Annotated in this window: 13 protein-coding genes and 1 pseudogene; 4 read left to right on the plus strand and 10 right to left on the minus strand. The window is 69.6% G+C overall.

Features of this window, described 5'->3' with window-relative positions; translation table 11 throughout:
• Positions 1-2: 2 nt before the first annotated feature.
• Positions 3-788, minus strand: coding sequence for a hypothetical protein (locus tag ACZ7L9_RS31715; RefSeq protein ID WP_471420630.1), 786 nt, complete (start codon positions 786-788; stop codon positions 3-5).
• 393 nt (positions 789-1,181) lie between these two features.
• Here ACZ7L9_RS31715 and ACZ7L9_RS31720 point away from each other — a divergent pair, with 393 nt between their 5' ends.
• Positions 1,182-4,667: a hypothetical protein gene (locus ACZ7L9_RS31720; protein WP_471420633.1), complete on the plus strand. Its 3,486-nt coding sequence runs from the start codon at positions 1,182-1,184 to the stop codon at positions 4,665-4,667.
• Between the two features lie 77 nt (positions 4,668-4,744).
• Here the strand turns inward: ACZ7L9_RS31720 and ACZ7L9_RS31725 are convergent, their stop codons facing one another.
• Complete coding sequence (locus tag ACZ7L9_RS31725; RefSeq protein ID WP_471420659.1) at positions 4,745-5,407, minus strand: HAD family hydrolase; 663 nt, start codon at positions 5,405-5,407, stop codon at positions 4,745-4,747.
• A gap of 123 nt (positions 5,408-5,530) precedes the next feature.
• Between ACZ7L9_RS31725 and ACZ7L9_RS31730 the strand changes: the two genes are divergently transcribed.
• A complete protein-coding gene (locus ACZ7L9_RS31730; protein ID WP_471420635.1) occupies positions 5,531-6,385 on the plus strand; it encodes an NmrA family NAD(P)-binding protein in 855 nt (284 codons plus the stop codon).
• 66 nt (positions 6,386-6,451) lie between these two features.
• Here the strand turns inward: ACZ7L9_RS31730 and ACZ7L9_RS31735 are convergent, their stop codons facing one another.
• The 3 genes from ACZ7L9_RS31735 to ACZ7L9_RS31745 form a co-directional block, all read right to left on the minus strand.
• A complete protein-coding gene (locus ACZ7L9_RS31735; RefSeq protein WP_471420637.1) occupies positions 6,452-7,408 on the minus strand; it encodes a helix-turn-helix domain-containing protein in 957 nt (318 codons plus the stop codon).
• A 307-nt stretch (positions 7,409-7,715) separates the two neighbouring features.
• A complete protein-coding gene (locus ACZ7L9_RS31740; protein ID WP_471420638.1) occupies positions 7,716-7,961 on the minus strand; it encodes a DUF397 domain-containing protein in 246 nt (81 codons plus the stop codon).
• Positions 7,958-8,824 carry a helix-turn-helix domain-containing protein gene (locus ACZ7L9_RS31745; protein ID WP_471420661.1) on the minus strand — a complete coding sequence of 289 codons (867 nt, stop codon included), beginning with the start codon at positions 8,822-8,824 and terminating at the stop codon, positions 7,958-7,960. The genes ACZ7L9_RS31740 and ACZ7L9_RS31745 overlap by 4 nt, the downstream gene beginning before the upstream one ends.
• A gap of 134 nt (positions 8,825-8,958) precedes the next feature.
• On the opposite strand from ACZ7L9_RS31745, the gene ACZ7L9_RS31750 reads away from it, so the two are divergent.
• Positions 8,959-9,378, plus strand: a complete 420-nt coding sequence (locus tag ACZ7L9_RS31750) for an ATP-binding protein (protein ID WP_471420641.1) — start codon at positions 8,959-8,961, stop codon at positions 9,376-9,378.
• A 214-nt stretch (positions 9,379-9,592) separates the two neighbouring features.
• Positions 9,593-9,940, plus strand: a complete 348-nt coding sequence (locus ACZ7L9_RS31755; RefSeq protein ID WP_471420643.1) for a VOC family protein — start codon at positions 9,593-9,595, stop codon at positions 9,938-9,940.
• A gap of 144 nt (positions 9,941-10,084) precedes the next feature.
• Here ACZ7L9_RS31755 and ACZ7L9_RS31760 read toward each other — a convergent pair whose 3' ends face one another.
• The 5 genes and pseudogenes from ACZ7L9_RS31760 to ACZ7L9_RS31780 form a co-directional block, all read right to left on the minus strand.
• On the minus strand, positions 10,085-10,504 hold the full coding sequence (locus tag ACZ7L9_RS31760; RefSeq protein WP_471420645.1) for an RNHCP domain-containing protein: 420 nt from the start codon (positions 10,502-10,504) through the stop codon (positions 10,085-10,087).
• Between the two features lie 39 nt (positions 10,505-10,543).
• Entirely contained in the window at positions 10,544-10,945 is a 402-nt protein-coding gene (locus tag ACZ7L9_RS31765) for an RNHCP domain-containing protein (RefSeq protein WP_471420646.1), read from the minus strand.
• 419 nt (positions 10,946-11,364) lie between these two features.
• Positions 11,365-11,769 (minus strand): annotated as a pseudogene (locus tag ACZ7L9_RS31770) (ATP-binding cassette domain-containing protein); the annotation flags it as partial.
• 148 nt (positions 11,770-11,917) lie between these two features.
• A complete protein-coding gene (locus ACZ7L9_RS31775; protein WP_471420648.1) occupies positions 11,918-12,106 on the minus strand; it encodes a hypothetical protein in 189 nt (62 codons plus the stop codon).
• Positions 12,107-12,586: 480 nt separating this feature from the next.
• Positions 12,587-12,784, minus strand: coding sequence for a hypothetical protein (locus ACZ7L9_RS31780; RefSeq protein ID WP_471420650.1), 198 nt, complete (start codon positions 12,782-12,784; stop codon positions 12,587-12,589).
• Between the last annotated feature and the right edge of the window lie 491 nt (positions 12,785-13,275).

Below are 13,275 nucleotides of genomic sequence, written 5' to 3' on the forward strand. Positions count from 1 at the left end.
GGTCACTTCACCGTGACGGCATCTCCGGTGGAGACGACCTTCATGGTTGTGGTCGTACCGAGGAATGCCCAGCGCCAGCTGCCCGAAGCGGTGGCTTTCACCGTCGCGCGGAGGTGCCCCTTGCTGTCCGTGGTCGCCGTCTTCACAGTGCTGTACGCGCCGCCGGGCTTCTTGTACTGCAGCTTCACCACCTGCCCGGTGAACGCGTGGTACTTGAGGTCCGTCCAGTTGGCCCGTGACAGCTTTCCGGTGATGGTCAGGGTGCCCCCCTTCCTGACCGGCTCGGGCGTGGCGTCCGTGGTCAGGGTCGCGGCGCGCTTGACCTTGAACAAGGCGATGCGGTCGGAGATCCAGTAGTCGCGGTCATTGGCCTGGACCGTGGCGTTGACCTGCCAGGTCCCCGCGACCGCGTTGGCGTCCCAGCCCTCGTTGCCGCTTCCGTACGAGTCGATCCACGACGGGTCGATCTGCATCGTCGCCGTGCACACGGACGTTGTCGTGCTGACCTTCCTGCACGTCGTGCCGAGGTGGTCGACCGGCCCATGAAGATTGGTCGTGTTGAACGCGGACACGTCGGCGACCCCCTTCACGCCCGAGTTGTCCTTGATCGTCATGGTGATCGGGAACCGCTTGACGTTCTTGACCCCGACGATCACGTTGCTGCCACCGTTCACGACGGTCTTGGTGACCCGGATGTCACCCCGCCCCTCCGCGTGAGCGGCCGGCGCCACCGCGATTCCTGTGGTCGCCGCCCCTACCACGCATGCCGCAGCGATTCTTCTGCGCATGTCCCACCCCTGTTCTCCCCTGCCTCGTGACAGCGGGAGAACAGGGTAGCGATCCCCGGATCCGCCTTGCCTGTACGGATTCTGAGACGACCTGCGGTCGAATCTCCAGCAGGAGGACCGACAGGGTGCGCCTGCCGGCGGCTTGTGAGGCGGGTCGCTCGTCGGGTCCGGTGGCGGGGTGGTGGCCGCCGTTCGCGGCCGGTGGCGGGGTGCTTCTCCGGGCGTGCGTCGACTGCCCAGGATGCAGACCTGTTCGACGGGCATGCGTGCGATTATCATGTGCGTTCTTTGCAATTCGCGCACATGTTGCTTGCGTTTCGGGCCGCCGCGTTGGCGCGTCGTCCGTGAAGTCCTGGCGCGCACCCTTCACTTCACCGGTCCGGGGGGAACGGAATGTCCAGCCACCCACGTACGGCCGCGAGATCCGGGGCGTACACCGCCCTGCTGCTCGCGCTGTCGGTACTGCTCTCGTTGCTGATACCCGCGAGCGCCGCGCAGGCGTACGCCCTCACGGCGGCCGACGCCACGGCCGACGAGGACTGTGCCACCCTGCCGCTCTCCGGCTTCGGCGAGGCCGCCCCGGCGGAGGGCAGGCCGACGATCCCGGGCGACGGCACGGCCTGCTTCACGTTCACGGCCGGGGCCGCCGGGCTGCACAAGGTCGTGCTCGTCGGCGGCGCCAACGCCAGCACGTACACGCATGTCTACGACGGCGGGACGGAGATCGACTGCTACGACCCCGAGGGGGGCGCCGGCTGGTGCCGCCTGCCCCGCTCGGGCGACTTCACGCTCCGGCTGTACAACGGCTGGTCCGAGCCGAGCAGCCCCACCGTCGCCGTCGTCCCCCTCCGCACCACCGAGGGCTGCGCGCCCGAGACCGGCACGTCCTGGGACACCGCACCCATCGTGGGCTCGGCGGCCGGGCCGACCGCCATCCAGTGCCAGCCGATCAAGGCCGTGCCGGGCGAGCGCGTCACCGACACCATCAGGACAACCGCGTACGGCCGGAGCCTGTCGTGGATCACCGACGAGACCGGCGGCCTGATCTGCGCGCACTCCAATACGGACACTGGCAAGGGCTGCGTCCTGCCCGGTGACGGCCCCTACCGCGTCCTCTCGCAGGTCAGCGAGGCCGAGCACGGCTTCCCCGCCGAGTACACCCTCACCGTCCGCCGCATCTCCGACCCGGCCGGCTGCGCGCATCCGGCGCTGAACGGGTACAACTCCGGCCCCACGGCCGCCGATCCGTCCCGCGGCTGCCGGACCTTCACCGCCCCGGCCGCCGGACGCTTCGACGCCTACGCCGTCCACGACGGCATCCGCTCCGCGCTCCCCGTCTACGACCGGACCGGCCGGACCGCCTGCGAGACCTGGGACGTCTGCACCCTCCCGGCCGCCGGTGACTACACCGTCTACACCGGTTCCGCCACGCTGATCATCGACCACACCGCCACCACCGGCTGCGAGTCGGTCGAACTCGGCGTGCACCGCTCCGAGTTCACCGTCGGCGGCGAGATCGACTGCCTGTCCCTGCCGCTGCCCGCAGGCTCCCGGATGGCCGCGCTGGAGCCCCTCTACAACGGCGCGCCGCACCCGGCCGTCACCGTCGTCGACGCCGACGGCGTCCAGATCTGCTACCCCTCCCGGCTCGCGAACGGCACCTGCGGACTCACCGGCAAGGCCCCGTTCCGGGCCCTGATCACCAACGACAGCGAGTCGAAGCCGACCGGCCCGTACACACTCGCCCTGCACCGCACCGACGTGGCGGGCGACTGCCCGGCGGTTCCGGCGGGCGACTTCACCTCGGCCACCCACTCCGCCCGCGCCGTCACCGGCAACGGCGTCTTCTCGAACTGCCTGAGCATCCCGGCCGGCGACCACAGCGCCCAGGAGATCATCCAGCTCCAGGCCACCTCCGCCACCGCGGCCCTCGCCCAGTTCACCGTCATGGACGTCCAGGGCAAGCAGATCTGCTCGACCCTCCCCGCCGTCTCCAGCTGGACGAGCTGCGCCCTGACCCCCGGTGTCGCCCACACCGTCCTCGTCACCGGCCGCGACACCCCCGGCGAGTACATCCTGACCCGCCGCGACGTCACCGCGACCGCCAAGGGCTGCACCGCGAACCCGGCGACGAAGCCCGGCGGCCCGTCCACCGGAGGCACCATGGGCGCCCCCGGCGAGCTGCGCTGCCGCCAGGTCACCACCACCGACGCCAAGGACACCCTGCACATCAACGTCCGCGACCCGCTGGGCACCGCGAATGTCGTGGTGCACGGCGACGGCGGCCCCCCTCTCTGCGAGAAGAACCAGGCGTGCGCCGTCACCGGCTCCACGCACTACCAGGTCGTGGTCACCGTCCCGCCGACGCTGAAGGCCGCCGACTCGTACCGTTTCGACGCCCTGCGCATCGCGGGCCCCGACGGCCCGGCCGCCGAGTGCGAGAAGGTCGCGAGCATCGCCTACGGGTACGGCCCGGTCACCGGCACCCTCGACGAGCAGCACACCGCCGTCTGCGCCGCGCTGCCCACCGTGTACAGCGACCGCTTCAAGATGGAGATCAGCGACACGACAGGCGCCACGGATACGGCGGTGCCCGCGCTGTACGACCCGAGCCTCGACAACGGCTGCACGTACTCCACCTCCGGCGGCTACGCGTGCCGGGTGATCGAGAGCATCTCCAGGGAGCTCACCCCGAGCATCCTGGTCCTCTCGCTGCCGGAGAAGGCCTCGCAGACCTCCTACAAGGCCGAGGCGGTCTGCTCGAGTCTGTGCGGCATGGAGAGGGTGACCGTCACGAAGCTGACCCCGGCCACCGGGGTCGCCGGTACGAGGACGACGGTCACGGTCACCGGCACGGCCCTGCACAAGGACCACCACCGCCTCGTGCTGCGGAACTCCGGCCGGGAGATCACGGCGACCACCACCTCGGTCTCGCCCGACCGGCGCACCCTGACCGCCGAGCTCGACCTGACCGGCGCGGCCGAGGGCGCCTGGAGCGCGAGTATCGTCACCCCCAGCGGCGGGGAGTACCCACGGGGCAACTTCACCGTCACCTCGGCCCCGCTCCGCAACAGCGCACCGCCGACGATCGGCTCCACCGCCCGCGTCGGTGACCGACTCACCGTGTCCCCCGGCACCTGGGCCCCCGCCCCGACGTCGTACGCCTACCAGTGGAACGCCGACGGGCAGCCGATCACCGGCGCGACCGCCGCCGCGTACACCGTCCCGGTCTCGCTGCTCGGCAAGAAGATCGGCGTCACCGTCACGGCCCGCCGCACCGGCACCGCGGATGTCCCGGCCACCTCGGCGGCGCTCACGGTGTCCAAGGGCGCGGCACCCAGGGTGACGACCACCCCGAATATCACCGGCACCGTGAAGGTCGGCGCCAAGCTGACCACCACGAGCGGCAGTTGGATGCCGGTCGCCACCTCGTACGGCTACCAGTGGACGGCCGACGGCAAGGCGATCAAGGGCGCGACGACGTCCACGTACACCGTCCCGGCGTCGCTGCTCGGCAAGCAGCTCTCCGTCACCGTCACGGCCCACCGCACCGGTCACGCCGATGGTTCCACGGGGCCCGCCTCGGTGAAGGTCGCCAGGGGCAGCGCGCCCAAGGCCACCAAGCCGCCCACGATCTCGGGCACCGCGAAGGTGGGCCGCACCCTCAAGGCCGCCCACGGCACCTGGACGCCCGCCCCGACGTCCTACGGCTACCAGTGGTACGCGAACGGCAAGGCGATCTCCGGCGCGACCAAGTCCTCGCTGACACTCAAGTCCGCCCAGCGCGGCAAGAAGATCACGGTGAAGGTGACCGCCCGCCGCACCGGCCACGCCAGTGGTTCCGCCACCAGCAAGGCGACCAAGGCGGTTGCCCGCTGACCTCGGGAGTGTGATCGAGAAGGGCCGGGCGCCTCACCAGTGGTGGGGCACCCGGCCCTTTCGCGTGCCGCCGCCGGTCAGAGCGAGGGGCAGAGTCCGGACAGCAGCGCCGGCAGCTTGCGCATGTCGTCGAAGACCACGGTGTCCGGGCCCTCCAGCCAGTGCGCCGGGGTCAGCCCGCCCGCGTAGCCCAGCGACCGCATGCCGGCCGAACGGGCGGCCTGGATCCCGTACTTGCTGTCCTCGACGACGACGCAGGCCACGGGGTCCACACCCATCTGCCGGGCTGCGTGGAGGAAGAGGTCGGGGGCGGGCTTGCCGCGCGCGACCTCGCTCGCGCTGAAGATCCGGCCCTCGAAGTGGGAGTGGAGCCCGGTGTGGCCGAGGGTGTGCCGCATCTTCTCGTGGCTGCCGCTCGACGCCACGCAGCTGGGGAGCGTGAGGGCGGCCAGCGCCTCGTGGATGCCGTCGACCGCGACGAGTTCGGTGTCCACGGCCGCGCGGTGGAGCTCCTCGAAGCGTTGCTGCCACGCGGCGGACCGGCCGGGCAGGCGGGCGTCGATCAGCTCGCCGATGGACGTGTTCGACCGGCCCACGAACTTCTCGACGACCTCGTCCGCCGTCAGCGGCCACCCCAGCTCGGCGCCCACCTCGACCTGGACGCGTACGGCGATGCGCTCGCTGTCGACGAGCACGCCGTCGCAGTCGAATATGACGAGTTCAAGGGGAGGCGCAGGCATAGTGGTCATCCGAAAAGGATAGGGACGGGCCGATGGCCGGCTGTGCGGTCCGAGGGCCTCCCGGTGGCAGGCCCGGCCGCCGCTGGTCAGCATGGACCCATGCACCTCGATCAGGGAGAACCCATGTCCATCGCGGTACTCGGAGCGACCGGAGGCCAGGGCGGCGCGGTGGCCGCCGCCCTGCTGGAAGCAGGGCACGGGGTGCGCGCCGTGGTGCGCAACCCCGGCAGCGGACGGGCCAGAGCACTGGCGGTGGCCGGAGCGGAGGTCGTTCCCGGGGATCTGTTCGACGCTGCCTCGCTCGCCGAGGCATTCCGGGGAACGACGGCCGCGTTCGCCGTCACCACCCCGTTCCAGGACGGTCTGGACGCGGAGGTGGCCCAGGGCGCGGCGATCGTCCGGGCGGCCGCGGACGTCGCCCTGCCGCATCTGGTGCTGGCCTCCGTCGCCAGCGCGGACCGGGAGACCGGAGTCCCGCACTTCGAGACCAAGGCCAGGACCGAGAAACTGCTCGCCGAGTCCGGGCTTCCGGCGACGGTGGTGGCACCGACCTACTTCTACGACAACGCGCTGGGAGCCATGGACGAGGTCGCCGCCGGCGTCCTCACCATGCCGCTCCCCGGCGACACCCCACTCCAACAGGTGGCACGGCAGGACCTGGGCCGGGTCGTGGCCGCGGTGGTGGCCGATCCGAACCGCTGGACCGGACAGCGGATCGAGGTGGCGGGCGACGATCCCACACCGGCCCGGATGGCCGAGGAGATCGGCCGGGCCGCCGGGGGCACGGTCGCGTTCCGGCGGACGCCGCTGGAGGACCTGCGCACCGTCAACCCCGACATGTTCGCCATGTACAGATTCCTGACGGACACCGGATACCAGGTGGACCTGGAGGCCCTGCGGGCGCAGTTCCCCGGCATCCCCTGGACCTCGTACGCGGCGTGGGCGGACGCCCAGGACTGGCCGGCGCCCCGCCCGTGACCCGCGTGCCCCGTTCCTGCCACCCCAGTGGGGGCACTGATTGCTGAGGCGCTCACTCCGAGCGCCTCAGTCCCCTTGGTGCGCGTCGGCCCGGCAGTCGCGGCAAGGGCCTGGGACGGGGGAGCGGAAGGCGCGCTCGCAGCTGTCACAGGTCTGGAAGGGCGTCACCCGGTGTACGGGAGTGCGGAGAGGGGCCACGGGGAGAGGGGGCGGGAGGAGTGCGGTGAGGCGGTGCCGGAGGAATCTCGCGGGGTGCTTGAGGGGCACGGGGAGGTCGGTGGTCAGGGCGCGGCGGATGGTCTCGGGGGTGGCCTCGCGTTCGAGCCAGGCTGCGAGGGCCGGGCTGAGGCCGTCGACGTCGCGTTGGGAGAGGTGCAGCTGCGGGGCGTCCCGGCGCAGATCGGCGAGGAGATCGGCGGCGGTCCGGAGCAGCTCGGCGCTGGGGGTGCGGGGTGAGGGGAGTGGTGCGCGTTGAGCTCTGGGTGAGGCGGGCCGCGGTACGGGGCGGGGCGCGGGCATGGTGGGTGCGGCGGGCGACGGTGCGGCGGCGGGTGCGGGCGCGGGCGACTGCTCGGGTGCGGAAGCCTCACGAACGGGGCGGCGCGGCTTCGGCCGGGGTGCGGCCGTGCTGCCGGGTGCTTGTGCGGGGCGGAGTTGTCCGGCTGGTTGTACGAGCAGGTGCGGGTGATGACGCGGCCGTCGGGGGAGGCGTTCGCGGGTTCGCCGCAGGTAGCCGTGGGCTTCCAGTTCCCGCAACGCGGCGGCGATGCGGGCCTCGCTCTCCGGGAAGCGTTCGGCGAGGGTTTTGATGCCGATCTTCGCTCCGGCGGGCAGCGACTGGATGTGGGTGGAGAGCCCGATCGCGAGGAGGGAGAGCTCGCGGTGCTGGGCCAGGTGATTGCCGACCACGGTGAAGCGGCTGGTGTGCCGGGAATTGATGTGCATGACACCGGATGTCGGTGTGGCGTCCACGGGTACGCGGGACGGGGCGCGCGAGGGCACGCTAATCTGCTGGGTATCCATCGGGAAGCGTTCTCTTCCTCGGTGGTCAGGCCCTCGGTCAGGATTGCCGTCCTGGACGGGGGCCGACGCATGTCTGTGGTTGTCGCGGCGAGCATATGCCAGCCAACCGGTGCGAAATCCAGCTCAGTTGGCAAACCTCACCCGTGCGAGTGACGGGCCTCTTCCTGAGGCCGGGCGGGGTTGGGTTGGGAAATTTCTTCTCCCCAAAGCCTTGAAAGCCTTTTACGTCGGGCGCCGCCTCGACGCGGTCAGCCGGGTCGCGGCGGACCGGGTCGCGGCTGTCGCGACCCGGTGCGCCGCGGGTGGCTCAGCCCTGGCGCGCGTACGTGACGAAGACGGACCAGGTTGCGGGGGCGATGTCGAGGTGGGGGCCCTGGACGTTCTTGGAGTCGCGGATGTGGATGGTGGTGGGGCAGGCGGCGACCTCAATGCAGTTGCCGCCTTCGCCGGTGCTGTAACTGGACTTGCGCCAGTCGTAGGCGACCTCGATGCACTCGCCACCTTCGCCGCTGCTGTAGCTGCTCTTGAACCAGCGCAGTTGCTTGGTGTTCATCGCTCTCCCAGCATCTTCTCGATCAGCGTCAGGGACTCTGTGGGGGTGAGAGCCCGCGATCGGATGATCCCATAGCGCTCGCTGAACACGCGGACTTCTTCCGGGGTAGTGATCAGCCGCGCCTGACCGTATGTCTCCGTGTACGCCACTTCCTGGCGGCCCTTGGGGGTGAGGAGCGTGAACGAGGCGTCCAGGCTGGGGTGTTCCTCCCGGTCGGTCGTCATGATTTGGAGCTCCACAGTTCGCATACGGCCAACGTCCAAGAGCCTTTGCAACTGCCGTCTGTGAACGGCCTGCCCGCCGATCGGGCGTCCCAGCAGGGCCTCCTCCAGCACGTAACTGAACGTTGGCGCGGGCCAGCGGTCAAAGATCTGCTGGCGAGCCATGCGGTCTGCTACTCGCTTCTCGATCGTCTGCTCGTCCAGCAGCGGCCGTCGCTGTGTGAAGACTGCGCGCGCGTAGTCCTCGGTCTGGAGGAGGCCCGGCACAGCCTGCGTGCTGTAGATGTGCAGCGCGACCGCATCCGCCTCCACCCGCGCATAGTCCCGGAACCAGTCCGGATGCCGCGTCCGTGACCGCGACAGGGCCTCGCGTACCTCGTCGACCGCCGCTCGCAGCACTCCGCCTGCGTCCAGCACCTGGTCCGCGCGCTCCAGGAAGTCCGGCTGAGGTGTTCGTACGCCCCGTTCCATCGCGGAGATCAGGTCCTCGCCGCAGTGTGTTGCCGTCCCCAGGTCCTTCTGGCTCAGGCCGACGCGCTCGCGCAGCACCTTGATCTGTCTGCCCAGCGCTCTGAACAGGTGTGCCGTGCCGTCCGACTCGGCCGGGCGCTCCGGTCGTTCTTCGCGTTCCGCGTTCGCCATCTGCCCCGTACCGCTCTTTGTTCGTCCGGTCACGGCCGACGCCCCGTACAGCCGACCGGATGGGCCCGTACAGCTACTCGGAGTCGTGGTGTCACTCCTGGTCAGCGTACGAGTAACCGGACACGCTCAGTCACATGAACGCCGAAATCACCCTTGTGGGCGCCGAGTTCGTCCAGCGGTTCAGCGCCACCCGCCGTGGGGCGCGGCTCGCCCGTCGGCTCGCTGTGCATCAACTCGACGAGTGGGGGGTGCCGTACGGGAGCGAGCTCTCCGACAACGCCGCCGTGGTCGTGGCCGAGCTGGCCGCCAACGCGGTTTTGCACGGGAACGTGAAGGGGCGGGACTTCGAACTGAGGCTCGTCGCCCTCGTGGGCATGCTCCGTATCGAGGTGTCGGACGCGCAGAGCGAGCGGGGGCCCGAGCCGCAACCTCCCGAGCCCGGCGCGGAATCGGGGTTCGGCCTGCAGTTGGTCGGAGTGCTGGCGACGTCGTGGGGTGTGAAGGACCGGGTCGTGGGCAAGACGGTCTGGGCCGAGTTGGCCACGACCCCGTGACGGTCAGCCGACGCGGCCGAGGTGGATCACGATAATGGTGACCTGGGCTTCTGCGATCTCGTACAGCACTCGTTAGCGCCCGACGTGCACGCGTCGCAGCGACCAGACGAGTAGGAATGGGCAAGGGCCTGTTGCGAATGTGTGCGGTGGCGGATGTGCGGTAGTACTCCTGGGAAGTCCCAGAAACACGTCTGTTCTCACTTGGAGTCGTCCGATGGCCGTTCGTCGCGTCGTGCCCAACATCCAGTCAGAGGCTGCGCAGGAGAGCCGGGAGTTCTACGGCCTGCTGGGCTTCGAGGAGGTCATGAACCACGGCTGGATCATGACGCTCGCCTCCCCGTCCAGCCCGGCAGCGCAGATCAGTGTCATGGCAGGCGACAAGACGGCGCCGCTCGTCCCAGACATGAGCGTGGAGGTGGGCGACGTGGATGCGGCCTATGCGGTCATGCAGGAGAGCGGTGCGGAGATCGTTCACCCCTTGCAGGACGAGGAGTGGGGAGTGCGGCGGTTCTTCGTCCGTGACCCCAACGGCCGCGTGGTCAACGTGCTGGGCCATCGCTGACGCCTCTCCCGCACCACCGCGACGGTGCTGGTCACGGCCACTTGTCGAGGGCTGCGACCAGCCACCGCTCGGCCGCACGGTTCCGTGAGCGGCGCATCCCGTCCGGCCCCCGCCTCGCACGAGGCGGGGGCCGGACGTCCCGTGTCACAACGTGAGCAGTGCTCGCACGGGAATGAAGCTGTCCGACAGCGGGCGTACCGCCATCCGCATCAGGGCGAGGGCGTTGTCGTCCCCCGCGATGCGGTTGGCGCTCAGCTCGCCGCAGGCCAGGCACTCGTGGATGATCGTCCACTCCCCGTCCTGCCGGACGGACAGACTGAGCGCCGTCATCCTCCCGCGGCAGTCGGAGGCCCGGTCGCCCGGTATCCGCCGGTCGACGTGGAGGCTGGTCAGGCAGTGCGGGCAGTGGTTGCGGTGCCCGGTGCCCGGTGCGGTCAGTGGTACGTCGAGCCGGCAGCCGACGCAGCGGAACGCGTCGCCTTGGGCGCCGCCCGGTCCGTGCAGGACGTCCTTGCGCTTCTGCGGGCGGTGGGCGGCCGGTCGGCGGGGTTTACGGCGTGGCACGGTGCGGCCTCCGTCCTGTCCTCGGTCGTCGTCGGTGGGTCACAGGTCACCGAACGCTTCGAGCGGGAAGGGCGGTTGGGCCAGCGGTCGCACGGCCATCCGCATCAGGATCAGCTGGTTGTCGTCCCCGCAGATCGGGTTCGAGGTCAGCTCGTCGCAGCGGGTGCAGCGGTGGATGACCATCCAGTCGCCGGTGCGGAGCACCGCGATGGAGATCGGGGTCATGCGCGACCCGCAGTCGGACGGGCCGCCCTCGATGTGGTCGAGGCAGTGCTGCGAGTGGAGGCAGCTGGGGCAGTGGTTGCGGCGGCTGCCGTCGGGCGCGAGCGTGGCGACGGTCAGCCCGCACCACAGGCAGGTGAAGGTGTCGGTCCTCAGGAAGGCACTGACGCTCTGGGCGGAGGACTTGGTCGGACGGTGCTGGGGGTTGTCGGTGGACACCCGGATTTCTCCTTGCCGAAGAGGATGAGCAATGCAGCAGGGAAGTACCGAGCAGCCCTCGGGGGCACGGGTCGGAGAGGCATGAGTCGTCAGCCGGGATCACGTACTGACGAGGCGGAAACGCGCACCGGTCAGGGCATGCGGGTCAGCGCGATGCCGCGGGCGTGCGCATGCACGCAGCTCCGATCGCCCCGGCGCGGATGAAGGCGCGACGAGGGAAACTCGGAACTACTGGCCGGGGCATACATCACTTCTTTCCAGGGCGGGCGCCCATGGCTCGGAGACGGTCGACACCGTGGTCGAGGCGACCGTAACAATGCGCCCGGGCCGGATCCAGCGATTATCGGGCCGCACGGATACGGGTGGGGTGGCCCGGCCGAAGAGCGGGCCGGGCCACCCCACCCCGGGAAGGCGCGTGCTCAGGAGTGAGTCGGCGGGTGGATCGGGCTCCGGGCGGGGGCGGCCTGCTCCGTCGCCGTGAGTGACCGGTGCCGAGTGATGCGGCCTGCGTCCAGCTCCAGGTGGTTGCCGGTGAAGCGGGCTCGCATGCGGCGGTCGTGGGTGACGACGACGACCGCTCCCGGGTAGTCGGCCAGTGCTCCCTCCAGTTCCTCGACCAGGGCGGGGGAGAGATGGTTCGTGGGCTCGTCGAGCAACAGCAGGTCGACGGGATCGCTCACCAGGCGGGCCAGTTCGATGCGGCGCCGCTGCCCGTAGGACAGCTCGCCGACCCTCAGACGCAGGTCGTCCGGACGGAACAGACCGAGCGAGAGGAGGGTGTCGGTGTGCTCGTCCAGGTCCCCGGCCCTGTTGTGGGCGAAGGCAAGCTACTCGGTCGGCAGTCACGAAGAGGATCGGATTGGACCGAGGCCCCCGGCGGTATCTCCGGGGGCCTGTCGTGTACCCGCCGGGCCTAGGGAGGCCGGGGCGAGGCCTCGTGCGCTCCGTGGTGCCACCGGAGGCCGCGACGGCCTACACGGAGGGCTGGGACTGCGAGCCCTCCGATTGTTCTTCCTCAGTGCGCGTCTGCTTCAGGTCACGCCAGGCGACCCGGGCGCGACGTGCCGACGCGAAAACGTCAGGCAGCTGGTCGAGAAAACCCCGGATGGCGAAGAGCAAGATCGACAGCACACCAAAGAATGCGAGGATGCCGAGCGTCACGGCCGCGTCCAACAGTCTCAGTACCTTTCAGACAGGTGACCGAGCCGGGTCTCTTGCGCAGGGCATTCGTCAGCTCGGCCACGGTGAAGTGGCTCGAACCGAGAAGCCCCACGCTCGATGCAACGCTGGGTGTCTCAGTGGCCGAGGCGGGTGCGCTCGGCAATAAAGTGGTCGTTCGCTAAGTCCGTGGCGAGTCGAATGCTCCTCAAGCGACTTTGCGAGCCGACATCGATTGGATGCGACCGGCAGGTATCCGACCCGCCTGTCTCATCCCGGTCTCGCGCCTCCTGGAACGCCCTGCACCATCTGGATGCAGATCACAAGAAGCGAAGCAAAGGGCCTCGACTGCGTGCGAGAGCTTGCATCTCCCACACGCAGAACTGATGGTAAATCAAGCTCGGGCGCCTACGCAGCTCAAATCGGCACAAGTGAGCCCCGTCTCAGTCGGATTGACCGGACGGGGCTCGGGCGCCGGACGGCCTACGCAGCGATAGGCGGCTCCTCGTCATCCGACGGCGGCGGTAGCTCGGGCTGCTTGAAGCGCTGCCACGAGTCGCGGGCGCGTCCGGCCGAGTCGATCACGTCCGGGATCTGGTCCAGCAGCCCCTTGAGTGCGAAGAGCAGCACTGAGACCACGCCAGCGATGGCGAGAATGACGATGATGGCGGTGCCGTCCACCGATCCTGACCTTCCCTGTCATGGGTCGGATCGGGTGCGCAGGCAGCCTCGATCCGAACCCTACGGTTCGGACCGAGACACCCGCGCTTGACGCACAGCAGCGCAAATGTTCTCGGGAGGGCCAACTGTGGCCCAGGTTGTGAAAGTAGTACGTCCCTTTCGGCGGCAGCCCCGTCTTCACGGCCTGTGCGTCAGGCCCCCTGTCGGACTTGAAGGGGGCCCCGAGCTCCAACGGGGCGGCGTCCTGGTTCTCGGCAACTTTCACCGGTCCGCCCAGGTGCGTGGGGCCAACTGTGGCCCTCAACGCACGATGATAGCGCAGCCCGATAACAACACGAAGAAACGCAACTCAGCCCCGCTCCACGTCAGTTGAGGTACGGCTGAGGAGCTGTCAGCTTGCTACTGAACTTGATTGGGTGATGTCGGTCTGATCGTGTCAGTTGTTCAGGGTCAGGCCGGTGCCTATGAGGCAGCCGTCGATGAGGTGCGGT

It is taken from the genome of Streptomyces sp. NPDC111516, assembly GCF_055635345.1.

Coding starts and splice junctions, on each gene's coding strand:
- ACZ7L9_RS31745 (WP_471420661.1), bottom strand. CDS start 8,824: ATGGCGAACGCGGAACGCGAAGAACGACCGGAGCGCCCGGCCGAGTCG.
- ACZ7L9_RS31750 (WP_471420641.1), top strand. CDS start 8,959: ATGAACGCCGAAATCACCCTTGTGGGCGCCGAGTTCGTCCAGCGGTTC.
- ACZ7L9_RS31730 (WP_471420635.1), top strand. CDS start 5,531: ATGTCCATCGCGGTACTCGGAGCGACCGGAGGCCAGGGCGGCGCGGTG.
- ACZ7L9_RS31715 (WP_471420630.1), bottom strand. CDS start 788: ATGCGCAGAAGAATCGCTGCGGCATGCGTGGTAGGGGCGGCGACCACA.
- ACZ7L9_RS31725 (WP_471420659.1), bottom strand. CDS start 5,407: ATGCCTGCGCCTCCCCTTGAACTCGTCATATTCGACTGCGACGGCGTG.
- ACZ7L9_RS31755 (WP_471420643.1), top strand. CDS start 9,593: ATGGCCGTTCGTCGCGTCGTGCCCAACATCCAGTCAGAGGCTGCGCAG.
- ACZ7L9_RS31740 (WP_471420638.1), bottom strand. CDS start 7,961: ATGAACACCAAGCAACTGCGCTGGTTCAAGAGCAGCTACAGCAGCGGC.
- ACZ7L9_RS31735 (WP_471420637.1), bottom strand. CDS start 7,408: ATGGATACCCAGCAGATTAGCGTGCCCTCGCGCGCCCCGTCCCGCGTA.
- ACZ7L9_RS31720 (WP_471420633.1), top strand. CDS start 1,182: ATGTCCAGCCACCCACGTACGGCCGCGAGATCCGGGGCGTACACCGCC.